This window comes from Paraperibacillus esterisolvens (assembly GCF_046237625.1).
Taxonomy (GTDB): Bacteria; Bacillota; Bacilli; order Bacillales; family DSM-1321; genus Paraperibacillus; species Paraperibacillus esterisolvens.
The window spans coordinates 411,824-436,597 of record NZ_CP143545.1; the positions used below are offsets into that span (position 1 = coordinate 411,824).

At 42.1% G+C, this 24,774-nt stretch carries 19 protein-coding genes and 1 pseudogene; 13 read left to right on the forward strand and 7 right to left on the reverse strand.

The window, feature by feature from the left end; genetic code table 11:
- Positions 1 to 82: 82 nt before the first annotated feature.
- The 3 genes from V1501_RS02180 to V1501_RS02190 all read left to right on the forward strand — a co-directional run bounded on the left by V1501_RS02180 (position 83) and on the right by V1501_RS02190 (position 2,758).
- Complete coding sequence (locus tag V1501_RS02180; protein WP_409291230.1) at positions 83 to 898, forward strand: alpha/beta fold hydrolase; 816 nt, start codon at positions 83 to 85, stop codon at positions 896 to 898.
- Positions 899 to 1,270: 372 nt separating this feature from the next.
- A complete protein-coding gene (locus tag V1501_RS02185; protein WP_409291231.1) occupies positions 1,271 to 1,948 on the forward strand; it encodes a GNAT family N-acetyltransferase in 678 nt (225 codons plus the stop codon).
- A gap of 381 nt (positions 1,949 to 2,329) precedes the next feature.
- Positions 2,330 to 2,758, forward strand: a complete 429-nt coding sequence (locus V1501_RS02190; RefSeq protein WP_409293211.1) for an SRPBCC family protein — start codon at positions 2,330 to 2,332, stop codon at positions 2,756 to 2,758.
- Between the two features lie 218 nt (positions 2,759 to 2,976).
- Here the strand turns inward: V1501_RS02190 and V1501_RS02195 are convergent.
- A pseudogene (locus tag V1501_RS02195) lies at positions 2,977 to 3,303 on the reverse strand (tyrosine-type recombinase/integrase); the annotation flags it as partial.
- Between the two features lie 709 nt (positions 3,304 to 4,012).
- On the opposite strand from V1501_RS02195, the gene V1501_RS02200 reads away from it, so the two are divergent.
- Entirely contained in the window at positions 4,013 to 5,239 is a 1,227-nt protein-coding gene (locus V1501_RS02200) for a glycoside hydrolase family 18 protein (protein ID WP_409291232.1), read from the forward strand.
- Positions 5,240 to 5,324: 85 nt separating this feature from the next.
- On the opposite strand, the gene V1501_RS02205 is transcribed toward V1501_RS02200, so the two are convergent.
- The gene (locus V1501_RS02205) at positions 5,325 to 6,059 is read right to left on the reverse strand and encodes a GntR family transcriptional regulator (protein ID WP_409291233.1); all 735 of its coding nucleotides are present in this window, start codon (positions 6,057 to 6,059) and stop codon (positions 5,325 to 5,327) included.
- A 440-nt stretch (positions 6,060 to 6,499) separates the two neighbouring features.
- Here V1501_RS02205 and V1501_RS02210 point away from each other — a divergent pair, with 440 nt between their 5' ends.
- Entirely contained in the window at positions 6,500 to 7,870 is a 1,371-nt protein-coding gene (locus V1501_RS02210; protein ID WP_409291234.1) for a PTS sugar transporter subunit IIC, read from the forward strand.
- 276 nt (positions 7,871 to 8,146) lie between these two features.
- Here V1501_RS02210 and V1501_RS02215 read toward each other — a convergent pair whose 3' ends face one another.
- Complete coding sequence (locus V1501_RS02215; protein ID WP_409291236.1) at positions 8,147 to 8,710, reverse strand: hypothetical protein; 564 nt, start codon at positions 8,708 to 8,710, stop codon at positions 8,147 to 8,149.
- Positions 8,711 to 9,052: 342 nt separating this feature from the next.
- Between V1501_RS02215 and V1501_RS02220 the strand changes: the two genes are divergently transcribed.
- From V1501_RS02220 to V1501_RS02230, 3 genes are all read left to right on the forward strand, one after another.
- Positions 9,053 to 9,550, forward strand: a complete 498-nt coding sequence (locus V1501_RS02220; RefSeq protein WP_409291237.1) for an AAA family ATPase — start codon at positions 9,053 to 9,055, stop codon at positions 9,548 to 9,550.
- 310 nt (positions 9,551 to 9,860) lie between these two features.
- Entirely contained in the window at positions 9,861 to 10,433 is a 573-nt protein-coding gene (locus tag V1501_RS02225) for a hypothetical protein (RefSeq protein WP_409291238.1), read from the forward strand.
- Positions 10,434 to 10,585: 152 nt separating this feature from the next.
- Positions 10,586 to 11,050, forward strand: coding sequence for a DUF5063 domain-containing protein (locus V1501_RS02230; RefSeq protein WP_409291239.1), 465 nt, complete (start codon positions 10,586 to 10,588; stop codon positions 11,048 to 11,050).
- Between the two features lie 174 nt (positions 11,051 to 11,224).
- On the opposite strand, the gene V1501_RS02235 is transcribed toward V1501_RS02230, so the two are convergent.
- Positions 11,225 to 13,231 carry a methyl-accepting chemotaxis protein gene (locus V1501_RS02235; RefSeq protein WP_409291240.1) on the reverse strand — a complete coding sequence of 669 codons (2,007 nt, stop codon included), beginning with the start codon at positions 13,229 to 13,231 and terminating at the stop codon, positions 11,225 to 11,227.
- 313 nt (positions 13,232 to 13,544) lie between these two features.
- Positions 13,545 to 14,579: a hypothetical protein gene (locus V1501_RS02240; RefSeq protein ID WP_409291242.1), complete on the reverse strand. Its 1,035-nt coding sequence runs from the start codon at positions 14,577 to 14,579 to the stop codon at positions 13,545 to 13,547.
- Positions 14,580 to 15,115: 536 nt separating this feature from the next.
- Here V1501_RS02240 and V1501_RS02245 point away from each other — a divergent pair.
- Positions 15,116 to 18,667, forward strand: coding sequence for a lamin tail domain-containing protein (locus V1501_RS02245; RefSeq protein WP_409291243.1), 3,552 nt, complete (start codon positions 15,116 to 15,118; stop codon positions 18,665 to 18,667).
- A 538-nt stretch (positions 18,668 to 19,205) separates the two neighbouring features.
- A complete protein-coding gene (locus V1501_RS02250; RefSeq protein WP_409291244.1) occupies positions 19,206 to 19,445 on the forward strand; it encodes a hypothetical protein in 240 nt (79 codons plus the stop codon).
- A gap of 1,266 nt (positions 19,446 to 20,711) precedes the next feature.
- Here the strand turns inward: V1501_RS02250 and V1501_RS02255 are convergent.
- A complete protein-coding gene (locus V1501_RS02255) occupies positions 20,712 to 20,957 on the reverse strand; it encodes a DUF2892 domain-containing protein (RefSeq protein WP_409291245.1) in 246 nt (81 codons plus the stop codon).
- Between the two features lie 147 nt (positions 20,958 to 21,104).
- Here V1501_RS02255 and V1501_RS02260 point away from each other — a divergent pair, with 147 nt between their 5' ends.
- Genes V1501_RS02260 through V1501_RS02270 form a run of 3 tightly spaced genes read left to right on the forward strand, consistent with a single transcriptional unit; the run spans position 21,105 to position 24,248 of the window.
- Positions 21,105 to 22,847 carry an adenine deaminase C-terminal domain-containing protein gene (locus tag V1501_RS02260; protein WP_409291246.1) on the forward strand — a complete coding sequence of 581 codons (1,743 nt, stop codon included), beginning with the start codon at positions 21,105 to 21,107 and terminating at the stop codon, positions 22,845 to 22,847.
- Between the two features lie 48 nt (positions 22,848 to 22,895).
- Complete coding sequence (locus V1501_RS02265; RefSeq protein WP_409291247.1) at positions 22,896 to 23,924, forward strand: DUF3048 domain-containing protein; 1,029 nt, start codon at positions 22,896 to 22,898, stop codon at positions 23,922 to 23,924.
- 27 nt (positions 23,925 to 23,951) lie between these two features.
- Entirely contained in the window at positions 23,952 to 24,248 is a 297-nt protein-coding gene (locus tag V1501_RS02270; protein ID WP_409291248.1) for a YerC/YecD family TrpR-related protein, read from the forward strand.
- 79 nt (positions 24,249 to 24,327) lie between these two features.
- Here V1501_RS02270 and V1501_RS02275 read toward each other — a convergent pair whose 3' ends face one another.
- Entirely contained in the window at positions 24,328 to 24,600 is a 273-nt protein-coding gene (locus V1501_RS02275) for a hypothetical protein (RefSeq protein WP_409291249.1), read from the reverse strand.
- Between the last annotated feature and the right edge of the window lie 174 nt (positions 24,601 to 24,774).

Sequence of the window (24,774 nt, forward strand, 5' to 3'; positions counted from 1 at the left end):
ATTCCACTATCTTAATATAAAAATCCCATAAAAAAGTTACCTGGAAAGTGTGAATACTAATATTATTAAAGGAGGTTCATTTATGCCGTTCATTGATGTAAACGGAACTACGCTTTACTACCAGGATAACGGTCCAAAAGATGCACCAGCCTTGGTTTTCAGTCACTCATTATTCTTTAATAGTCGAATGTTTCATAAACAAGTGGAACGGTTTGCTGGAGAATACAGAGTCATTTGTTATGATCATCGGGGGCAGGGGCAAAGTGCTAAAGATACGTTGGACATGCTTGATTTGGATACATTGACAGAGGATGCGGCAGCACTTATTAAAGAGCTTGTTTCAGGCCCCTGTCATTTTGTAGGTAACTCGATGGGGGGCTTCATTGCTTTGCGTCTGGCTGCAAGGCATCCAGAACTCCTTATTTCATGTACAGTGCTGGGGACATCCGCTGAAGAAGAATATAAAATTGATGAATTTCAGCCAATTGTTGAGCATCTACAGAATTATGGAGGCAAGCCCATGTCCCAAACTTTGATATACATTATGTTTGGAGACACGTCACTTGAAGAGCCGTCTTTTGAGAATGAACTCAATTTCTGGAAGGATCACATAGAGGGTTTGGATCGTACGATTGGCGATGCTGCGTATCAGGTGGTTCATCGCAAACGAATACTGAGTGAACTAAACGAAGTGGATGTTCCTATGCTGGCGATTGCAGGAGCTGAAGATCATGCCTATACGGTTGAACAGTCGAATAAAATTGCAGTCACAGTAAGAAATGGTGTGTGTAAAGTCATTGCCAATGCGGGCCATTCTTTGGCACTTGAAACTCCGGAAGAAGTTAATTCGTTTCTTGCTGAACATTTCCGTAATTCCGGTAAGTATTATTCAGAATAAGCATTGCAAAAAAAGGGTTGTTTTGTGCCTGAATTAAAATATATCTTTAAAACTAGAATTTTCTTTCTTGTTGCCACAAAAGATTTTTTAAGAAACTGCGGCCATGTTTGGCGGCTTTTTTCTTTATTGTTCTTTATACTTTCATAGTTATGGAAGAATTAAAGAACGGAACAGAACTGTCATATTGGCAACGTCTTTTAAGACTGTGAAGGAATGTACTTACGCTAACGGGGTCCGTTAGTTAAAGAAGGAGGGCTGCTACGGCAGCCCTTTTTGTCGTTTCCCTATCGAAGCGGTTTAAGTGCAAAAAGCAGGGAAAAGCTAGAGGCATCTTGAATATTGGATTCATTAAGTGATTTCGGAGGAATATGTATGTTATCTGATATAGAATTGATGAAACATCATATGAATGTGTTATTTAAACACGATGCAGAAAACCGAATGTCGGTTGTGAATGAACCACCCTGCGAACCAGCACCACGATTTTTCTTAGGTGTTACCAAATTGGGAAGCGAGGTTAGCTTTTCAAGTTCCTTAGCTCCGAGAATTGTAGAGAAGTTAGAAGAAGTTATAGGGACAATTCCTAGTGCTAATCTTGGAGAAGTAATAGAGGTATTAAGCATGGACCGACCGGTAACTAAGTTATGGATTGGACCGGCATATGTATTTTCTTACGTTAGAAAAAGAACCTTCACAACAGCAATTAAAGTAACTGATAAAAACAAAGAAATTTTAAAGCCTCATTTCCCACATACATTTGAGAATTTTGAATATAAGCAACCTTGTTTCGTAATAGTTGAAGATAATATACCTGTTTCTATTTGTTGTAGTGCTAGGCAGACATCAAAAGCGGACGAAGCAAGTGTATTAACACATAAAAATTACCGGGGAAGAGCATATGGAGTAAATGTAGCAAGTGCCTGGGCTGCAGAGGTGCAAAAACAAGGACGAATTGCTTTATATAGTACTTCTTGGGACAACTTCGCATCTCAGTCTTTGGCGAGGAAACTACAATTGGTTCAGTATGGAACAGATATACATATGAGCTGAATTAGATAGGACTTCTTCTTCAACTAAAGGGTGTGATTGCCCAATAAGAGCAGTCGCTTTTTTTCTTATTCAAGTAACGGGGCAGATTACCTGAATTATTGAAATTATAATAATGAAAGATTTATTGATGAAGGAGTTTGAATTCTTGGAAAATAAAACACAATCAGTCCCATTTTAAATAAATAATGTTCTTCAGCACCCGTGTATGAACGATAGAACATCCATCATCTGTGATGCTTTGTCAGTAGCGAGAGTGCTAACGGAGACGATAGTGAAATGGGGAGACAGGAGTTGTTGAGCAAGATTGAACTTATTATGTACCTAATCATTAATGAATGCCTAGGTTGAGGAGTGTGGCTATTGCCAATTATAAAATTATCCATGTTTATTAAAGCACCTATTCAAGTGTGTTTTGATTTGTCGCGCAGCATTGATATTCATATGGAATCGACTGCTTATACAAACGAAAGAGCAGTTAAAGGTCGTACAAGCGGGTTAATCGAACTAAGAGAAACCGTGACCTGGGAGGCTAAACATTTTGGTATTCGCCAGCAGTTAACATCAATTATTACTGAGTTTGATCCGCCTAATAGATTCGTAGACGAGATGGTAAGCGGTGCTTTTAAAAGGTTTAGGCATGAACATACATTTGAATTAGTAGACGATGGGACGGTGATGACGGATAAATTCGATTATACCTCACCTTTTGGACCACTTGGCAGGTTGGCAGACGTGTTGTTTTTACGATCATATATGGAACGTTTACTTTTGCGAAGGAACGAATATATAAAAAGTAAAGCCGAAAAATGAAAAGTGATACCGAATATAGGGTATTGCGCTCCAATGGAAGAACGATTAATGGACTGATATTCCATAATCAGGCGCTTTTCTTTAGTAAGTAGGCGTCTTTTTGATATGCCCTACACATAGGGATTAGATTTGTTAAGGTAAAAAAGATTGTAAAGATTTTTACTTAAACTAACGGGTGCGTTACTTGAAGAACAAAAAGGCTGCTAAAGCAGCCAACCTCAGAAATATTTATTATAGAAATCTTGCCTTATTTTCCCGCTAAGATGGGCGTAGACCTTAGTGGTTTCACTTTTTTCGTGTCCAAGTAAAGTCTGAATAACTTTCAAGAGGGGCCCCATTATTTAATAAATGAGTTGCATAACTGTGGCGGAATTGGTGAGGGTAGATTTTTTTATTGAAGGCAGCTCTTTTCGAAATTCGCTTTATGATGTAAGTATCTGGGCTGTACTCATCCTATGAGGACAGCGTTCCGTGACAAATAGAGCTGCATCCTGATCCTGCCGGTCAGTCAGGTAACGCTTTAACCTAATGTCACTGCGAGTATCTGTTTCCGCAAACCTTATAGGTCGGGCTCTTTCCTCTCATTCGAAAAATTAATTCAATGGTAAAATAACTTTTGTTACCTGAGTCGAAATTATGAATGACCTGTATTTTCAAACAGTAAATAAAATATGAATCGCTGCCAACCAGCTTTGATTTTGGTTGGGAAGGAATGAGAGCAGACAATGTTGCTGAGCTGCTTGCATCCAGTACAGAAACCCATCGATACGATTCAGAAGGGATTGTAATCGGTAAGGTACGCTACGTTGGAACAAAAGGAAAGACAAGCAATCTTTTCATTTATTACTCCTTCACTTTTTTTATCCCTACTTTATTTCAGTATGAAAATAGTGGAACTAAGTATTTATATCAACATAGGTATTGGTAACTATTGACGTAAATCTTAATATTGATACATCTAATCAAGGTGAATTATTGATATAGGTTCGCCTTCAAAGAGAAACATAGACAGTAAGGTGAATACTTTAAAAATACTAATAATAAATGTGTAATAACATATTGTCTTGGTATATACTAAAAGTAAGTACAACTCCGTTGAATTTCATCTAAAAAGTAAGCGCTTTCTTTAAGAGGGGAGGGACATTTCGACATAAATCCCATGTTAATCTTCATTGCCAGGACATTTTTTTGTCCTCACTTCTAAGAGTTCTATTCACACTAGCCATTAAACAATAGAATTGGAGTGTAATGTTTATGAAGAAAAGCCTTAAAAAGCTAACTTTCCTCTTATTTTGTTTATTTATTCTGCCAATATCCGCTCTTGCAGAAAAACCATCCAATCGGGAGTTAGATGACAATAAGAAAATTATTGCGTATTTTCCTTCCTGGAACATATACGGCAGAGATTTTCAGGTGAAAGATATAGATGCTGCTAAGATTACTCATATTAATTATGCATTTGCCAATATACAAGATGGAAAAATGGTTCTTGGCGACCCGTGGGCAGATGTTGATAAACCTTTTCCTGGAGATGAACAAAGTAGTGTCAAAGGGAACTTTGGCCAATTAATTCATTTGAAGGAGTCATATCCTCATCTTAAAACATTGATTTCTGTTGGAGGCTGGACCTGGTCCGGCGCGTTTTCAGATGCTGCTCTGACAGACGAGTCCAGGGACAAATTTGCTAAAAGCGCGGTGAAATTTTTAAGAGATTACCAGTTTGATGGAGTTGATTTAGACTGGGAATATCCCGTTAGCGGTGGATTGGAAAGCAATATTAAAAGACCTCAAGATAAGCAAAACTACACCCTCTTATTAGCCGAAATCAGACATGAACTTGATCAGGCAGGAAAAGAGGATAAAAAGCACTACTTATTAACAATTGCAGGAGGGGCTTCTTCATCATTTGTTTCTAATACAGAATTGTCTAAGCTAACAAAGTTTACTGACTTCATTAATATCATGACATATGATTTCCATGGCAGCTGGGAAAAAGTAAGCGGGCATAATGCTCCTCTGTTTGCGGATCCGCTTGATCCATCAGACGGGCTGAATGGTGATACAGCAGTGAATCTTTATCTCGAGGCTGGGGTTCCTTCCGAGGAAATTGTACTTGGTATACCGTTTTACGGTAAAGGATGGGATGGTTGTGAAAATAAACGCAGCGGTGAGTACCAGGCATGCAACGGCCCATCGAAAGAAGGAACCTGGGAGGCATCAATCTTTGATTACACAGATATAGAACAGAACTACTTGAATAAGAATGGATACAAATCGTTTTGGAACGGCAGGGCAAAAGTTCCGTTTTTATATAACCCGTCAACCGGAACATTTATCACTTATGAAAATGAGAAATCGATTGGATATAAGGCGGATTATATTACAGCCAATCAATTGGGAGGGGCTATGATCTGGGAAATCAGCGGGGACAGGAACTTAACTTTATTATCTGCTCTTTCTAGCCGTGTACTGAACAAATAACCTTGTAACCTCCTTGGAATGCAGCTAACTCACATCAGCAAAAATACGAAAAATAAAAACAGCAGGATATTTTCGTCCTGCTGTTTTATTTATTGTAATTTCTTTCAATAACAAAATGAGCTAGATCCCCGCGGAAGATAGTCCTGGAATATTCAATAATAGTGCCATCATTCAAATAAGTATATGTATCAAGAGAAAGACATGGATCTCCGATGTTTACATTTAATTTGTCTGCTGATTCCTGATCAGCTGTGAACAATTCCAGGCTTTCAACGGTCCTGCTTATTTTAAGTCCAAATTGAGTTTCCAATAGTTTATATAGGGATTCTTCACATGCTTTCTGATTAAGGCCAGGTGTCTTATACCACGGTAAGTATGCAATTTCAAATTGCAGCGGTTCTTCATTTACATATCTGACCCTCTCTAACATATTGACTGGTTCTCCATCGTCTATCTTGAGCATGTCAGCAAGATATTCATCTGCGGGGATTACCTCCAATTTAACAACCTTAATCAATGGCTTTTTACCCTGCATCGCAATTTGTGTGGTAAATTGGTCAACCGTTGTCGTTAGCACTTGTTTAACTTTGTTAGCTGAAACAAATGTACCGCTTCCCCTTTTTCGATATACATAACCTTCTGAGCTTAACTGCTGTAATGCAGAACGGACAGTTGTACGGCTTACTCCATATTTTTCGCAAAAATCAGCTTCGGTTGGGAGCTGCGAATGTGGTTTAAATTCTCCTCTTTTTATTAATTCAATAATTGCATCCTTCACTTGCTGGTGAAGAGCATTACCTTCCTTTAATTCTGGCATCATAAGGGATTCCTCCTTGATATATAAATAGAATACCAGAAAAACAGTTAGAAAAATACCAATAAGGACCTGAAAAAATATTTGTTATAACATATTAAAAAGTTGTATTCTGAAATATTCAAAATTGTTATATAATTAATTCAGCGCCTTGAGGAAACCGCTTTCTTACTAAATTAATGAGAGGTGATTAATGCTGCATCGTCACTATTTATTTCCTATTTAATATCGCTATTATTTTACTTACATACTTCTAAGGGGGAAGAAGAATGAAAATATTGCTGTGCTGCTATTAGGACTTCAAGTGCGCACTTGCTATCTCAGCTAAAAAAGACTGGTGCGGAAAAGGGTATACCGGTGGATAGTATTAATCCAGTTCATTATGGGCTTTGTAATGGAGAGGAAGTCCTTAAACAAGCAATCGCTAAAAAAGGGAGAATATTGAAATGATGAATTTTATAGATAAATATATTATGCCGTTTGCTAATAAACTGGGCAATAACAGACATCTACTAGCCATTCGTGATGCGCTGGTTGGGATGATTGCCATTACAATGATTGGTTCGTTAGCCGTTCTACTAAATAACCTGGGCTCGGTGCCGGGGATCGGAAAACCTTATCAAAATCTAATGGTATCGTTATTCGGAGAAACCTGGAATACTCTTGGCAGTGACATTTGGTGGGGAACTCTTGCTTTTATGACCGTATTTGCCGTATTCGGCATCTCGTATAAATTAGCACGATCTTATGGTGATGATGGATTTGAAGCAATGCTCGTAGCTGCAGCCTGTTTCTTCCTATTAATCCCTCAAGTTGGGAATGTGACGGTTACTCCAGAAGGAGGAGAAGCTGTTTCCGGCGGAGCATGGGGCTTTATCGGCTGGAATTATTTTAATGCAACAGCCCTTTTTACGGGAATTATCGTAGCTATAGCAGCGACTGAAATTTTTGTCCGCCTTGCAAAAGTAAAATATCTGGTTATTAAGCTGCCTGATGGAGTGCCTCCGGCTGTTGCCCGCTCATTTGCAAAGCTTCTTCCAGGTATGGCAACCATTTTTACAGTTGGATTATTTGGGCTTGTTTTACGTAAGTTCATCAGTGATGGCGCTTACCTGAATGACTGGTTAAATAAAGTTCTGGTTACACCATTAACTGGTGCTGTGGATTCTCTACCATTTGCAATCTTAATCGTATTCCTTGTTCATGGATTCTGGGCAATCGGTCTTCACGGTCCAAATATTCTTGGCGGAATCACTACACCATTAATGACAAAGCTCGGCCAGGAAAATTTAAATATGTATGCCCAAGGGGTAACAGATTTAGATAAATATAATGTTCTATCTGGAGCGTTTTTAGATGCTTTCGTTTATCTGGGTGGTTCCGGAGCAACTTTAGGCTTACTAATTGCTATGTTTATCGCGGGCAGGAAGCGGCATAAACAATTGCTGGCGCTGGGAACACCGCCGGGAGTCTTCCAAATCAATGAACCAATTCTTTTCGGCCTGCCAATCGTATTAAATCCAATCTGGTTTATGCCATTTATCCTTGGACCAATCATTATGACTGTAGTCTCTTATTTAGCCATCAGTTTAGGGATGGTACACCCAGTTGTAGCAGATATACCATGGGTAACTCCAGCAATAATCGGAGGTCTTCTGGCAACAGGTGGACATATTTCCGGTGCTGTCTTAGCTGCAGTGAATTTAGTTATATCCATCGGTATTTATCTTCCATTTGTTATTGCTCAGGGACGTATTGAAGCAAGAAAAGAAAGAGAACTTACATCTGGTAAAAAAGATGATAATTTAGCAGTGTAATAAGGTATTAAGTGATGGCCCTGGGCAGCCAAGAAGGTGTAAGTCATTTCTTGATGAGGCTCAGGGCGTGCGTTAGTTGAAGGAAAACAGTTCCCCATAGATGCCTTCTTATTGATCAACACATCGATTACTGCCAAAATTTCCATTCTACAATCGGGTGCATTTCTTTAAGAAGGAGAAGCACTCTTTTATAGTTAATTGATTGAACAAACCGGGCAGGTTAGTTGATGAAAGGGGGAGGTTCGGGATGTTCCAATATTGGCTCCATTATTTCCGCTAGTACTTTTCAACACTAATAGCATACTTGCTTATTGGCAGGTATTTAATTTTTAGTGGTTTATTCCTCAACCTTTTGTTAAAATCTTTTTCAACAATAGATAAATGTGAAATTTTTATTTCTGTATCGTCTATTTTGATTGTATCAATATAGTCGGGACCATTTTTAGAACCATCATAGTTAATTTCAGATGGAATGCCTTTAGCAACTTTAAAATTTCTTTGATCATATGCCTCCTTATCAAGATACAGCTGTGCCGCTGAAAAGCCCCACTTTGCAGAAAAAAACAAAGCCCCTGCAACAATCAAAGGAATTACTATTTTGTCGATGATTTTGACCATTTTGTACCTATAAGCAATTATAAGTGAAAACGGTAAGTAAAAAACTGCTCCAGCTAACAAAAGGAACATTTCGGACATAACCAAATTCCCTTTAAAAAGAAATGACAGAAATAAAAATAAAGAACTAACTAAAAAAACAATTATGCTTGCAAAGAGGATAAATTTAGTGATTTTACGTTTGGAAACTTTATTTGTTATTTGTTTATGTTTTTTGTTTGCCATACCCTTTCACTCCTCAATTTATTACTATACAAGAAGCCAGAATAAATGACACTTTAGACTTTGTGAAAGGGTGTACTTAAGCTAACGGGTGCGTTGATCCAGGAAGGATTGAGGCACCTTTTTGTTGAATTCCTTATTAAAGCAAACGGGGAAGGTTAGTGGCGGAAATGGTTCACTCTCTTATTGTGCTAACGAGGCAGGTTTGTTAAAGAAGGAATACAAAAGAAATCGGTAGAATAAGTAAATTGGATATAAAACCTTAATGTCTTAAAATTAAGAGAAGAATGTCTATTGGAACTAACGAAATAAACTAAAATAAAGCTCGAGCGGGGTTAAATAAATATGAAACCAATGGGAACGCTATACTTTTTCTGTGGAAAAATGGGAGCTGGAAAATCAACTAAATCAAAACATTTGGCGATAGATAAACATGCGGTACTGTTGTCTGAGGATGAATGGCTTTCATCTCTTTATCCTAATCAGATTTCATCATTTGAGGACTATCTAAAATTTTCAGACCAGCTCAAACCGTTGGTGAAAAAGCATGTCCAAAACATATTAAGTGCTGGTACAGATGTAGTGATGGATTTTCCAGCTAACACTCAAAAATTGCGAAAGTGGTTTTTGGATATGGCGTCAGAGGTCAATGCAAGCCATCAACTAATTTTCCTTAATCTGAATAACGAGCAATGCTTACGTCAAATCGCACAAAGGCGTATCGAACAACCCGAAAGAGCAACTTTTGATACGGAAGAGGTGTTTGTTCATGTTACTAAATTTTTTGAAGCACCCGAGGCATCGGAGGGTATAAATATTTTAGAGTTTAGCGGAAAAGAATAACAAGGATTTCAATGATTCGTATGTATAGAGTACCTTTTCTTCTGGGAGCTGCTCAGGCGGCGGTATAAAATGAAATGTAAGAAAGAAAAGTTTCAATTTATATATTAAAATTGATGTAAATTTGTGAAGTGGCACACTTAAACTAACGGGTGCGTTAGTTAAAGAAAGTAATGATGCATGATTGGAAGACTGGGCTGCTTATGCAGTCCTTTTTGTATTCTATGAACGAACAATAAAATTCTTGTTCTCTCCATATTTTTACAAATAAATTAAACTTGCAATGATATCATTGTGATAAGGAGGTCAGAGTATGAATTGGAAGTTAACGCTGGCATTTATCCTTTTGCTTGTTGCTTCTGGATGCGATAAAGATTTAGAAGTAAAGCAGATTGAAAAAAAAGAATATGTAGAGACACTTAAGCAAAATTCCCCTTCTTTTTCCTATCTGAATGATTTACCAAACGATAAAATGAAAAGTTATCAACTTTTTATCAATGATCACAATATAAGCCATTTGCAAGAGTTTAGTCCTGAACAGATAGTCTTAATTTATCTTCATTCAATATCTGAGGGATTGGATGACGACTTATACTTATTAACTTATAATGGCGGTTCGCTTCCTGATCCCGAGGTATATAAAACAGAATATGATAAGTATTTATCTCAGAGAGACAAAGACATGGTGTTTAAATATAGAAATTTTGATACGATTGAAAAGGTAGAAGCAAACGAAAAAGCTGACGAAAAAGCCGTTGTAATTAAAGTGAGATTCGGCATTTTTAGCGATGGAACAGTATTTCCGTTAAAGAGAGAAGAGGGAATTTGGAAAATGGATGCTTATTATATTCTTAAATATTTTAAAAGCAAGGAAAATAAGCTCTAAATTCAGTCTTCTTTGAATAGAGGGGTCTCTAACCCAAATGACAGGAAATCATAATTTTTGCTTGTTTGACAAACGGGTTCGGTAGTTAAAGAAGGATTCGGATGCCTGTATGAATTTATATTAAAAATACATAAAATTTTTAGGAGAAAAAAATGAGAATAAAAGGGCTTGATGACTTCTTTCAATCGGCCGTGCATTATTGCAGTATAATTGAAGATTGTGAACCCAATCAAATACATACCAAAGTAAAAACTCTCCTCGTATCTCTTTTAGATTTGTATTCCAAAGCAATCTTTCTTCCCGAAGCAGAACCAGGAAACTACGAGGGGACGGACCTTAATATAGTTGTACCCGAAATTAATTTTGGTGAATATGACCATTATTGGGAGATTTTCAATCCTTACCACTTAGAAGAACCTGTCGGGGCAAGCTTATCAGATGACATATTAGATATTTATAAAGATGTTAAAAAAGGTATACTTCTATACGAGAAAAACGAGCACTTAGAGGCTAATTGGGAATGGAAATTCGGGTTTGAAATTCACTGGGGCAGTCACGCTGTTGATGCAATCCGTGCTTTACATTCGGCGAGTCTTAAGCAGTCCTTATTGAGCTAGAGGTGCGTTTAGTTTCTTAGTAGAAATCTCCTGGGCAGCCATTTCTTTTCTTGTTCCACAATGGAAGTACATTTCTTTTTTAAGGAATGATTTTCTGAGGCATGCAGACTGGTGAAAACGTACAAATCCATTTACGCACAAAAAAGGTTTCCCATTTAGGGAAACCTCTTTCTCCTATAATTTAAAGTGCCTGATCATATCTGTCAGATTGGAGCTGGCTTCGGTCAGCTCAATTGCCGAATGGGAGATCGTACCTAACGCCCGTACCTGCTCCTCTGTTGATGCACTCACCTGTTCGGAAGCAGCAGCGGATTGTCCAGCGACGGATGCAATACTGTCGATTGATGTCACTACTTCATCCTTAAGGATGTTGATATTTTCTATGTCAGACTTGATGTAATTAATCGAAGAAACGATGTCATGAATAGTAGCTGAAATCTCACCGAAAGCGATTTCTGCTTCATTTACCGCTTCATTCTGCAATTTCGAAATGGCGATGGTCTGCTCCATTTCCTTTACAACCACATTGGTTTCTTTTTCAATGGAAGTGATGGTTTGTTTAACCTGTGAAGCCGCTTTTGCAGACTGTTCAGCGAGCTTCCTGACTTCATCCGCCACTACAGCGAACCCTCTTCCGCTGTCTCCGGCTCTGGCTGCTTCGATGCTTGCGTTCAATGCCAGGAGATTGGTCTGGTCAGATATTTCTGTAATGGTATGGATCACCTGCTCAATCTCTTTTACCTGCTGGGCGAGGCCGCTGATTACATCTCCTGCATGGAGAATGACTTCATTGCTTTCTCCTGTTCTTTGCCTTAAGGATTCCATCTGGGCCATACCTTTTTTATTTGTTTGTTCAGCTGCCATGGATAGATCTGTCATCTGCTCTACATTTTCGTTTACCCGTTCAATCTGGCTGGACAAGCTGAGAGCCCGTGAATTCGTTTCTACTGAATCCTGTGCCTGCTGGGTGGCACCTGCAGCCACTTCTCCAATGGCGTTAGAGACTTCCTCACTGGCAGCAATCGTTTCCTCTGCCACCGCTGTTAAACTGACAGCGGAATCATTGACACTTTCCACTGATTTTTCAACTGACGTAATAAGCTTCCTCATGCTTTCTACCATCTCGTTGAAATGAGTTGTAAGCTGCCCGGTTTCATCCTTTGATTTTGTTAAGACGCTGACAGTTAAGTCTCCCTGAGCCACAAGCTGCACCTGGTCCTTCAAGTTGGTGATCGGCTTGGCGATACTTCTTGCCAGGAAGTACGTAATGGCGAGTCCTATAAGAATGGCAGCGGAAGCAACCAAAAGGATTATGTCCCTTATTTTTTTAGCACCTGCAAATAATTGATCTGTATCATAAACCATCCCTATTTTCCAGCCGGTCTGCTCTAAAGTCTGAAAGTACATTTTACGCTCAGTGTTTTTGTCAGCGTATTCAGCAATTCCAGAGTTTTGCTTGCTGACTCCTGAATAATATGGCTTTTTGCTCTGGTCTTTTCCTGACTCTTTTGGGTGTACAAGTGCCATTCCCTTGCTATCTAAAAGAAAAGAAAAGCCTTTATATCCCACTTTTGTCTGGTTGATCATTTTCTTAAGGCCAGCCAGGCTTAAATCTAAACCGACAACACCCAGGACTTCCTTTGAATCTGGATCAAGCACTTGCTGTACGACAGTCACGACATATTCCCCTGAGCTGGCATCTTTATATGGTTCAGTCCATAATGATTGCTCCTTTGACGAAACAGCTGCTGTATACCACGGCCTCCCGGTAGGGTCAAAATCGGCAGGAAGATCGATGACTGGTGTTGTCTTAAATTGTTTAGTTTCAGCTCCCACATAAATGACTGCCACATTCTTATTCTGGTTCATGAAGTATTCAAAATCCTTATTGACCAGCGGCCAGTATGTATCCAGCCCCTTCTTTTCGTTTTTCTTTACCTCCTTCAAGTATGTAATGACACGATTGTCGTGGCTATACCGTTCCACAGAGCTCCGGTATAAATTTAGATAAAGATCTGTCTGGTTTTTCAGGTCATTCACCAGTTCTTTTGAGCTGGAATCAATACTGATGCTCAATTCATTCTTCGTTTGGAAATACGTCAATGCGGATACACCCATTAAAGTCACTGCTAATAATAAACTCACGGTCAGCATGATTTTGGACTGTATTTTTTTAAACATAAAAATCCCCCTGCTCCTGATGTGTTAAATAGAAATCTACTTTTTCTATCGGAGGAAGGGAAGGAAATATTAAGTAATAAGTCCTTATTTTTTATAAAATTCAGAATAATATTATTTCTTCTAACTGCTCTCAAAATCTAGTTGATGCAGGATATAAAGTGGTCTTATTGCGGATCAAACAATCCTTTTTCAAAAACTATTGCTTTAGCCAATAAGGGGTGACAAAAAGGACTTCACAAGAAGTCCTTTTCTATTCTCAGATTATCACATTATTGAAAGCTCCATATGCAAAATCATTTAAACTCCTGGCCGATTAAAGCCGGCCGATATATTTCAATTCTTCCGGGGACCTTTCGTCTGCGCCGCCCTCAAGGATGGTGCGGATGTCATTCAGGGTATCAGACAGACTGACCGTTTCTGCTTTTGTGCCGGTAAATTCCTCTGCCACGTAGAACGGCTGTGTCAGGTAAGCCTCTAGGCGCTCGCCGCGGCTGTAAGTCTGGAGTTCGGAAGACGGGATGCCTGTCAGTCCCCTGACGCTGACCAGGGAGCGCAGTTCCCGGTATCTCCGCAAGAGTTTTTGGGCGCGCTGCAGGAGATTTAAATGGTTTTGATCCAGATAAGCGCCTTCCAGAACGGAAGAGGTCGAATAGATTGGGTTCAATGCCGGGAAGATATGCCGGGCAGAGAGGTCGGCGTCAAAATGAAGGAGCGTTTCAAGCGGACCATAAGGAATTTCCTCATCCACGACTTCTCCTTTTAAATCGACTAAAAACGTCGTAAGGTTCTCTTTCTGCAGGCGTTCCTGCAGCTCGTAAAGTTCCCCGGTCACAACATGGGCGCGATCTGCCGAGAAAACAATGTCCTTGTCATCAGGAAGGGCGGCCATCGTCTCATACGCTTCCTCAATGGTGTGCACCACAGCATCTGCATCGTCAAGAAGCTCCTGCAGCTCAGGGTAGCTGGCATCCGGCTTAAGCACGACGGTGACATATCCTTCCCTCTTCAGCCGGTAGAATATTTCAGACAGTAAAACAACCTGGCCCATCCCGGGTCGGGCAACAAGACCTATGGTCCCCCCTTTTACAACTGGAGCAAAAAAATCAAGCGCTTTAATTTTCGTTTCAATCACATCTACCGACTCCCCCATTAGAATCAATTCATCCAGGCTGCACTCTGCCAATGACGCAAGAGCAGCAATGGTCCGCACTTCAGCGCGTCCAACCGGAATTTTTCCCGTGCATAAATTTGAAACAGTCGCCGGGCGCAGCCCCACACTCCGGGCGGCACTCGTCAGGTTTGGCACCTTTCTCCTGAGTAAAGCGACATTCAATCTTAGGTTTTCCATTTTTTACACCTCCTTACTTTATATAGTACTCATTGTTACTTTGGAACGCAACTAATAAATTACCCTTAAACGTAATTTTAATTACGCTTAAAACTTGGACATAGAGTAAAAGACCTTCATCAGGGGTATGAAGGACATTTCGAGCCAGATTCGGAAGCAAAAAGACCTTCATCGGGGGTATGAAGGACATTTTGAGTCAGGTTCGGAAGCAAAAAGACCATCATTCGGGGTATGAAGGACATTTCGAGCCAGATTCGGAATCAAAAAGAGCTTCATCGGGGGTATGAAGGACATTTCGAGCCAGGTTCGGAAGCAAAAAGAGCTTCATCGGGGGTATCAAGGACATTTCGAGACGGGTTAGGAAGCAAAAAGACCTTCATCGGAGTTAAAGGACCATTCGATCCGGTTTCAAAAGTAAAAAATTGCCCATCACTCTTGCTGGCGCAATATAACATCAGAAATTAGAATAAAAACGCTCCCCCTACAAAAGGTATAGATAACATGATTTTTGTAACGTCATCATAAGGGGGAGACGTATGAAAAAGCTAAAGCTGACAGCAGTTATTGCCGCACTCTCGGCACTGTTTGCAGGAGTGGCTGGGGCTGAAACGGTTATTCCGGGCCTGCCCGGATCTGACCGCTTCTTTCCGGATCTTCTCATTACCGAGATTGCAGCGAATCCATCTAAGGGAAACAGCAGGGGGGAAGGCTATGAGTTTGTTGAGATTTATAATAATACCGATCATGGCGTTAACCTGGAGGATTACCAAATCATTGTGTCAGGGGAAGATGGAAAGACTTCGGACTGGGATATTTCAGCGGCGCATAGGCTGCGTCCGGGGGGGACAGCAGCAGTCTGGCTGAAGAATGGTGACAGCCATAGGCAGGGGGCAGAACTGAACCCGTCTGATTTTAATGATCACTATCATACCATTCTGAAGAATGGACAGTTGGCCGAAGCCGAGAGCACCGGCCTTTCCAATATCAGCGGCAGGACTATCTCCATAAGATCCCACGCAGGTCATACGATAATCTCGGCTTCCTACACGGCTGGAAAAAAATCTGCAGTCACACCGGACGGATTTTCCCTGCAATATGAGTATCCACGGGACGGCACAAATGCGGTGAAGCTACGGGGTACGGTAAAGGTCCCAAGTCCGGGGATGACTTCCAAGGGACAGGTGCCTCAGGCGCAGAACCGCATAGTAGATCGCATGTCTCCGGAGATCATTCCGGTCATGCCCGTTTTTGACATTCCTGCCCGGCGGGATCTGCCCATTTCCTTCAGGGTCAGGGATGACCGCAGAATTATGAGGGCGACTCTTTTCTATAAAAGGGCGCAGGATAAGATATTTTCAAAGAAGTATCTAACATCTAAAAAGAATCAGTTCTCCGGTAAGATATCCCGCTTTGATCTCTATGCTGCCACCCCTGCGTTTCAGTACTATCTGGAAGTCACAGACGGAATCCGGGCAGCCCGTTATCCAAAAGCGGGCTTCATCTCAGTCAGGGTAGGGAATCCAAATGCCTATCTCCCCTTCAAGAAGGGATTGTCCATAACTAATGAGAGTGTTTTAAATGGCAGAAAGCATATCGAAGTTCATAAGGACAGTCCAAAAGATTCCGTCCTACTGTATCAGAATGGGCATAAACTTAAAACAATCCAATCCTTGAGCAGGCAGCCGATATTCGTTTATGAGGCCAACGGCATTAAAGAGGGTTATAAAGGCGGCCTGTTTCAAGGCAGTCACCTGGTAAAAATTCTGGAGCAGACGCACGGAAAGTTCGGTTCCTTCGAGGCGGCCATTCCTCAGGAAAAAATCAGGCCGGGAGATAACCGGCTCACCATCAAAACCGGAAGCAGGCAATGGTCGTTTGGCAGAGGAAAGAGAGCAGAAAACCTGAACGGGTTTGAAATGAAAAATGTAAGGCTGCTGCTGGGGGACGGCACCATCCTTAAACCGTATGCTGTGCTGACAGAAACGGAGAAAGGAAAAACGTCAAAGTCCGGTTACAAGGATGGCCGTGTGTATTACTTCGGCAATAGCAGCAGGCATTCCGTACGGGCGCCGCTCAGGCACTTTATATTTCGTGTGCCGAAGGACAAGTTCCTGACAGAGCGCACCGTCATTGATACAAAGAAAGAAAGTGAAGGAAGGCATCATTTTAGGGCTGTAATCAACGGGGATGTAATAGAGGCAAGCCCCAAGTTCGATCACAGTCCCCCTGAAATAGCGGTCAAGGAACTCCAGGAGGGCGGAACCTATAAAGGTACATTCACCATTGATGCCAAAGCCAGTGACCGGATTTCGAGATGGTCATCTCTTAAGGCAGATTTGGATGGCAGGAAAATCAAGCTTCCCTATACCACATCATCCGGTGCCCTCAGTAAAGGGAAACATAAGGTGATTTTCACTGCATCTGATGCCGCGGGGAATGTGAGTATAAAGGTTTTTCATTTCCATGTGGTCAATGAAGATCCGATCATCAGGGAAACAGCCTTTCCACCTCCGGATTCCTCCGGGCTTCCCCTTTCGACCAGTTTGTCAGTAAAAGTGAACGACCCCACAAAGGATCATATGAAAGCCATCTTCTACAGCGGACAAAGATATGACTATGCGGCAGAGAGCGGCATCAAAGGCTTCACCTGCATCGCTGACCGGGAACCCCCGCCTGCCCTGGAACAGGAAGGAGAAAAGGACATCGGGCAAAGTCCGGCTGGCAGACTTGCAAAGTCTGATGGAACCTATCTTGTCACAGAAACTCAGTCGGGATTTCCCTATCAGCGCTTTGAAGTTCCTATTAAAGAAAAAGCAAAACAGGTCAGGAAGATCGAGATTGAATGGAGGGGCCATTCATATGCGGGCAGGCGGGTGACCATGTATGCCTGGAATTATAGAAAGTTTAAGTGGGAAGAGCTTGCATATGGCTATGGAGCGGAAGATTTCACCTTGAAGGCCAGGGTCGGCAGGCAGTATGTTAAAAATCAGAAAGTGAACGTACTTATTCAGGATCTGACCGACCATGTGCATCAGAATTTCTCAATGATCTGGATGTCTGATACCCAATATTATGCCAGTGCTTTTCCATATATTTTCCCCATCATGACCAATTGGGCAAAAGCCCAGTTTGATCAGGGAAACGCCGGCTATGTTATTCACACGGGCGATATCATAGATTTCCGCTGGGACCAGGACCAATGGAAAACGGCCAGCAAAAGCCTTGCAGCGCTTGATCATGGAGGAGTGCCTTACGGTGTGCTTCCCGGCAACCATGACAGCGGTTCACTGCTGGTGGATTATAAAAATTACAGCGCCTATTTTGGGAAGAACCGGTTCTCCGGCCAGCCGACATATGGCGGAGGCCCAGAAAGTAATGCTTATCATTATGATTTAGTCTCCTTTGGCGGCCACGATTTCATCGTGCTGTATCTTGGCTGGGGAAAAGAGACAAGCCGGGACGCGGTGAAGTGGGCGAACGCTGTACTCCAGAAGCACTCAGATAGAAATGCGATACTGGCTGTCCATTCCTATCTCCAGCCGAACGGCAAACGCACCATAAAAGGGCGTGCCCTTTTTAACCGGATCGTCAAGCCCAATGAAAATGTGAAGCTGGTCCTGAGCGGCCACTATTTTGGAGCCAGCCGCCATATCGAAGAAATCAGGACAGCGGATGGCGGCGTGAGAAGGGTGGTTGAGATGCTTGCGGATTACCAGGGCGGGCCGGAAGGGGGGCAGGGCTACATGCGGCTTCTGCAGTTTGACCCGGCAAACCGCCTCCTCCGGGTCAAAACATACTCCCCGTATCTCGACCATTATAATTTTTTTGACAGCGATACGGACGAATTTACTCTGGCCTTTGACCTGAATGACATCCATAAGCAGGTAGCTACCGATTATATTTCGGCCAGTGTCTTCACAAAAGAAAAGCTTGGGGAAGACCTGGCGGTGAAGAATGGCCATGCACGGATCCGCCTAAGCGGCCTGAAGCCCTACCATGATTACTGCTGGTATATGGAAGTCAGCGACAAATACGGAGGGAAGACTCTCTCCCCGCTCTGGAAATTCACCTCGGGGAGCGGCGAGTAAATGAGCCAGTTCGGCGAGAAAATCAATCAGTTCCGTGAGTAAGATAGTATTGAAGGCAGGTTTTCCTCTTATAGGCAGCTGCAGATCCATCGTTATTTTAATAAACGGCAATATTGTTTAGCATTTCCCCTTTTTATTCAGCCGCACAAATCCTTCGGCCCCACCAGACTATAGAGTAGATTTTGGTTGTTTGATTTGTAGTGAATGAGCTAAACGCGCTTTTTTTACAATGATTGTCCCTGTGTATATTCCCGAAATAGCCTCCTATATCAGTATGACAAAGGTGTGCCGGCAAATATTTGGATTTTTATAACCTTTACTCATATCCAGAATAGAATAAGGGCAGAAGGGTGGGCTGATAGTGGATTACCAGTGCGAAATTGAACATGAAAAGGATGTCATATGGGCTATTCAGCATGAAATTGATGTCATTATCGCGGCTCTCCTTTTAACTGGGCAAATAACGGTTATAAGAGTATATATTATACCTGGGGGTTTTGGTTTTTCTTTGGGAGGGCCTATTACAAGCAGGAGCAGATTGGAAGGGAAATTCAAGATTAAAGCCTTCAGCTTTGCCATCGATTTAATGGATATCTTTCTTGCCATATTATTGCTGACGAATAAAATTACTTTTGAAGGCCTCTTCATTGGCCCCGGCAGATTTAGTTTTAATGTCTCTGGCCCCATTTTTGGCATACCCAAGCCACAGCCTGTGCTCCCTGAGCTGGAAAAGATATTCAAGGATTTCCGTTTGATTGTATCTGAGCATTTTATGTAAGAGATACAGCGATAAGTTCAAGGCAGGATAAACTTTCCAGGGAATGCGGCACCATCTTCTTAAGATAATCTGGGATATAACCTTTATCTCTTCATACTGAAATTTTCATAAGGATGCTTTTACGAATTGCTGTGTCAAAAAAATTCTGGCAGCAGCCAGGTTAAAAAAGCCAAGAGAGAGAGGATATGCATATGTTACTTACGGATCTGCCTGCCTTTAAACCATCGGAAGGGGCAACTTTTATTATAGCGATGTTGTTTATTTTATTTATCTTTTTCTTTACCCAGGATAAACAGGAAGACATACGGTAATGCGATTAGAAGGAAATAAAAAGTACTGAGGGAGGATTTTATCAACAATTGGTCACATACGACCTTAGCGAAGATGACGACTTATCCTGGAGCAGCGGACAGGGGTAAGGGCATTATATACATTCTTCTAGAACCGGTAACATCGATGTTAAAGATTCAGATATTGAGTGTTAAGAAAAAGCTGGCAGATGGGTATTCAGTTCTAAATAAAAAAGTTTTTTTAAAGGAAACTTCGATTTGGGAAAATAATTTTATCTTTTTACCTACAGAAGATGTTAAGGACTGTTATAAAAAAAGCGGTATAGTGCAGGGTCAAGTACGCCGGATGCTGAATAAATTCATTTATTTGAGCCATGTCCGCGTCTCATTATATTAAGGGGAGGCAAAGATGCTGAGCCGCTTGCGTCAGGGGCTTTTACCACATAGTCACTCTCTTTAACCTTTAGGGCATTTAAGGTTTCTATCGTGTTATGATGCACCATTTTCAAAAAAATAAAGAGTTCCTACATAGCGCCTGTACGGGAAAGGAGAATCCAATTCCATGTCCGCCAAGCGAATTGCCGGAATATATCTAGCAGCAGGAAGAAGCACAAGAATGGGGAACTCAAAGCTTCTTCTGCCAGCTGCTGTTAAGGCTAACTTGCAGAACAAGATAGCCTTATCTGAATCGGAATATCCTTTGGTAATCCGTCACTTTTATTTTTTGTATAATAGCATCCAGGATAAGATTCTTTTTTCTGCTTTTATGATTTCACCTTAACCAATTCTAATTCCCCTGGCAATGTCAATCGCTCCTCCAGATTGGTTCGAGCAGAATGATAACACCTTTTAGTACTCGTTAAGAATAAGACTCTTCATATATAGCGTTTAAACTACCTTTAAAAAAGGCTATAAACAAAAAATGACGTGTGGCTCATACACACGTCATTTTTTATGTTATTAAAGATAGACATTCTTAGAATGGGCTGCTGTCCTTGCCTTCGCCTCGTGCCATTTCAGTGCTTTGGAGCATTAAGTCAGTCATAGGGCAGTATTTCACGATACCCTCTCCCACTTTCATGGCTCCCATCATGGCAGTCATCAGATACAGGCTCCGGCCGGGCTTGCTGGAAAGTTTGGCCGTGGACCAGGCGAGCATGGTAAGGCCGCATGTAATCCGCAGCAGAGCGTTGATAGTCCCGATGTTTGGTTTGACGTCCATCTTTATGCCCCCTTCATAAAAAATTCACATTAAATCAGTAAAACTTTACTATGTTAAATCAATTTGTGTGATAGTATGAAGTAAATAAAACGCTTACATTTACAATTGATGAGTGAATGCTTTGCTGTCGTACATAGGAGGATGTTCATGCCAGAACAGCGCTACCGGTGGAAAAACAAACAGCTGCGTGAACATGTAGCTGTACTGGACGGAAAGATTCCGCCGCATATATTGCTTACCAATGCACGTTATTTAAATCAAACATTCAGGAAATGGATAGAAGCGAATATCTGGATTTACGACGACCGGATCATTTATGTCGGCGATAAACTGCCGGAAAACATCACAGGCTGTGAGGTAGTCGACTGCAGTGACCATTATCTGGTCCCAGGCTATATTGAACCGCATGCTCATCCATTTCAATTATATAATCCCCACACATTTGCGGCGTATGCATCACAGCATGGGACCACTACTCTGATCAATGACAATCTGATGCTGTTTTTGCAGATGGAAAATAAAAAAGCTTTTTCCCTTCTTAAGGAACTGCGCAGCCTGCCGGCATCTTTATACTGGTGGTGCCGTTTTGATGCACAGACAGAAATTTTAAATGAAGAAACTGTATTTTCCCACAGCAATGTAAAGGAATGGCTTGAGCATGATGCGGTGCTTCAGGGAGGCGAGCTGACCGCATGGCCCAAGCTTCTTGCCGGCGATGATATGATGCTTCACTGGATTCAGGAAGCAAAGCGCATGAGAAAGCAGATAGAAGGGCATTTTCCAGGAGCATCCGAGAAAACCCTGGCGAAGATGATGCTGCTGGGTGCTGGCTGCGATCATGAAGCGATGACCGGAAAGGAAGTGCTGTCAAGGCTTCTGCAGGGGTATACCGTGTCACTGAGGCATTCTTCTATCCGTCCCGATTTGCCGGGACTGCTTGAGGAGATTCTTGAATTCGGTCTTGAGAATTTTGATAAGTTCTTTTTCACCACAGACGGATCGCCGCCATCTTTTTATGAAGAAGGCGTGATCGACAGACTGATCAAGCTGGCCATAGACAAAGGCGTTCCCCTGGTAGATGCGTATAATATGGGAACCATTAATGCAGCGAAATATTATAATATAGAACACCTGCATGGTTCTATCGCGACAGGCAGGGTGGCGAATATCAACTTTCTCACAGAACCGGAAAACCCGGCACCTGTCTCCGTCCTGGCAAAGGGCAAGTGGGTGAAGCGCGAAGGAGAGCCCCTTGACTTCAACCAGGAATTCGATTGGGAAGGCTATGGCTTTGGACCGCTTGAGCTTAATTGGGACATCGAGATGGATGATCTGCAGTTCTCCATGCCTTTTGGGATCGAGATGCTGAATGATGTGATCACAAAGCCCTTTTCTGTTTCCATTGACCTGTCAGAGGATCAGCTTACTTCGGACCATGACCTGTCTTTCCTCATGATGCTTGGAAGGGACGGCACCTGGAGGATCAATACGGTCATCAAAGGCTTTGCCGATAATCTCGGCGGGTTTGCCAGCTCTTATTCGAATACAGGGGATATCATCCTGATCGGCAAGAATAAGGAAGATATGCTGGCTGCCTTTCATAGAATGAAGGAAATGGGCGGCGGCATCGTGATTGCTGAGGGCGGAAGGGCAGTATATGAGATGCAGCTCGGGCTGAACGGGCTGATGTCCGATAAGAAACTTGAACTGTTGATTCATGAGGAGAAGGAGCTCATACGCATGTTGAAGGACCGCGGCTATAAGTTTAACGATCCGATTTATACGCTGCTTTTCTTTTCGTCCACCCACCTGCCGTACATCAGGATCACTCCTAAAGGGATGTATGATGTGATGAATAAAAATGTTCTCTTTCCTTCTATAATGCGTTAAAATATAAAAGGAAAATGTCCCTTTACGATTTTTGAGGAGAAACTTATATTGGAACTGAAAATAGTTTATATCATGCTTGCTGCCATGCTGGTTACAGCAGGCTGCAGTAAAGAGGAACCAAATGATCCAGGGCAGAAGGAAGCCGTGCCAAAACAGGAAGAAAAGCAAAAGCCGCCTGCTGCCAGGGAATATAAATACGCCTTCCCGCTGACCGGGGAGGGCACAGATACAAAACCGGATAAGAGAGCCGTTTCAGTTATGATCAATAATCACCCTGACGCACGTCCGCAGTCGGGACTTGCCGAAGCCGATATTGTATATGAGCTTCTTGCCGAGGGGGAAGTGACCCGCTTTCTCGCTGTATTCCAGAGCGGAAAACCGGGAAATATCGGTCCGGTGAGAAGTGCAAGGGATTACTTCATGGAGCTTGCGAAGGGCTTTGACAGCCTGTATATTCTCCATGGCTACAGTCCTGAGGCCAGGCGGCTTCTTGCAGGAGGATATATAGATCACCTGAACGGATTGAAATATGACGGATCACTGTTTAAACGGGCTGATTTCCGCAAGGCCCCTCATAATTCATATATCACCTATAAGAATATCGTCAAAGGCGCTAAGCAAAACGAATTCGACATGGTCACACCGCCGAAAAGCATGACATTCATCGGCACACAGCAGGCACCGGGCGGAAAGCCGGCACCAAAAGCTGAAGTCTCTTATCACTCGAGCCAGTTCGATGTGCGTTATGAGTATGATCGGAAGAAAGGGGAATATCTCCGGTACACATCCGGGGAACCCACCATTGACCTGGAAACGGACAAAAGCATCCTGATTGATAATATTTTGATCATAGAGGCACCGCACCGCATTACCGATGAAAAAGGCCGGAGAGATATCGACCTCCATGCCGGCGGACGCGGGTATCTCCTCCAGAAAGGGACGTACCGTGAAATCACCTGGAAGTGGAAGGACGGCAGGATCATCCCGATGTTGAAGGGAAGCGAAGCCGGGCTGATCCCGGGTAAAACATGGGTGAATGTTGTCCCAAGCCTGGCAGATGTGAGTTTGAATCCATAATATACGTAGAAAAAAAGGAGCCTCCTTATGCAAATCAATAAATTACGAGGAAAAGAATTAGACCAGCTATTCAAATCGGTCCTTGCACTGGAAACACTTGAGGAATGCTATCTTTTTTTCGATGACCTCTGTACAGTCAACGAAATCCAGTCGCTTGCACAGAGGCTCCAGGTAGCCAAGATGCTGCGTGAGGGCAACACTTACCATAAGATTGAAACCGAAACGGGAGCAAGCACCGCAACCATCTCCCGGGTAAAAAGAAGCCTGAATTATGGCAATGACGCTTACGAAATCGTACTCGAACGGATCAAAGAAGAAAAATAACACTACCATCACCTGGGCTGCTGGCCTGGGTGATTTTTATTCCCCGATTATTTCCCAATTTGTCAGGATTTTTGGCCTTCTATATTAACCAGGTGATAGTTGTCCTCGGTGACTTCTTTTTTTCCTTCGGGAAGCATTGCCTCAAACTCCTGGAACAGCTCCTGTATTTCTGGATGCCGATTGAGGTTTCTGTGATCCTGCTGCATTCTTCCCTGTTGTCATATCTCATGATTTCAATCCATTTGGTTTCATCTGCCTCACGCAAATATTCTTCTTTCTTATTCGGCTTGATATGATATTGATAGAGCTTGACATACATGGTAAACATTCCCTTTCGGCGTATTTTCTCCATCATAATTCGCCTTAGTGGCTTAAAAACCCTTCTGGGAAAAACGCCATAGCGTTGATCAGCAAATATACAGGGTGTTGGGGGAATAAAAATTACCTTTATTTTTCTCCCACCTTCTATTTTTTAATGGAAAATTCTAATGGTATAATGGGGAAATGGGGATAACCTGAATATGGA

Excerpts from the sequence above, each read along its gene's own strand:
- V1501_RS02180 (WP_409291230.1), top strand. The coding sequence starts at position 83 with ATGCCGTTCATTGATGTAAACGGAACTACGCTTTACTACCAGGATAAC.
- V1501_RS02185 (WP_409291231.1), top strand. The coding sequence starts at position 1,271 with ATGTTATCTGATATAGAATTGATGAAACATCATATGAATGTGTTATTT.
- V1501_RS02190 (WP_409293211.1), top strand. The coding sequence starts at position 2,330 with ATGTTTATTAAAGCACCTATTCAAGTGTGTTTTGATTTGTCGCGCAGC.
- V1501_RS02200 (WP_409291232.1), top strand. The coding sequence starts at position 4,013 with ATGAAGAAAAGCCTTAAAAAGCTAACTTTCCTCTTATTTTGTTTATTT.
- V1501_RS02205 (WP_409291233.1), bottom strand. The coding sequence starts at position 6,059 with ATGATGCCAGAATTAAAGGAAGGTAATGCTCTTCACCAGCAAGTGAAG.
- V1501_RS02210 (WP_409291234.1), top strand. The coding sequence starts at position 6,500 with ATGATGAATTTTATAGATAAATATATTATGCCGTTTGCTAATAAACTG.
- V1501_RS02215 (WP_409291236.1), bottom strand. The coding sequence starts at position 8,710 with ATGGCAAACAAAAAACATAAACAAATAACAAATAAAGTTTCCAAACGT.
- V1501_RS02220 (WP_409291237.1), top strand. The coding sequence starts at position 9,053 with ATGAAACCAATGGGAACGCTATACTTTTTCTGTGGAAAAATGGGAGCT.
- V1501_RS02225 (WP_409291238.1), top strand. The coding sequence starts at position 9,861 with ATGAATTGGAAGTTAACGCTGGCATTTATCCTTTTGCTTGTTGCTTCT.
- V1501_RS02230 (WP_409291239.1), top strand. The coding sequence starts at position 10,586 with ATGAGAATAAAAGGGCTTGATGACTTCTTTCAATCGGCCGTGCATTAT.
- V1501_RS02235 (WP_409291240.1), bottom strand. The coding sequence starts at position 13,231 with ATGTTTAAAAAAATACAGTCCAAAATCATGCTGACCGTGAGTTTATTA.
- V1501_RS02240 (WP_409291242.1), bottom strand. The coding sequence starts at position 14,579 with ATGGAAAACCTAAGATTGAATGTCGCTTTACTCAGGAGAAAGGTGCCA.
- V1501_RS02245 (WP_409291243.1), top strand. The coding sequence starts at position 15,116 with ATGAAAAAGCTAAAGCTGACAGCAGTTATTGCCGCACTCTCGGCACTG.
- V1501_RS02255 (WP_409291245.1), bottom strand. The coding sequence starts at position 20,957 with ATGGACGTCAAACCAAACATCGGGACTATCAACGCTCTGCTGCGGATT.
- V1501_RS02260 (WP_409291246.1), top strand. The coding sequence starts at position 21,105 with ATGCCAGAACAGCGCTACCGGTGGAAAAACAAACAGCTGCGTGAACAT.
- V1501_RS02270 (WP_409291248.1), top strand. The coding sequence starts at position 23,952 with ATGCAAATCAATAAATTACGAGGAAAAGAATTAGACCAGCTATTCAAA.
- V1501_RS02275 (WP_409291249.1), bottom strand. The coding sequence starts at position 24,600 with ATGGAGAAAATACGCCGAAAGGGAATGTTTACCATGTATGTCAAGCTC.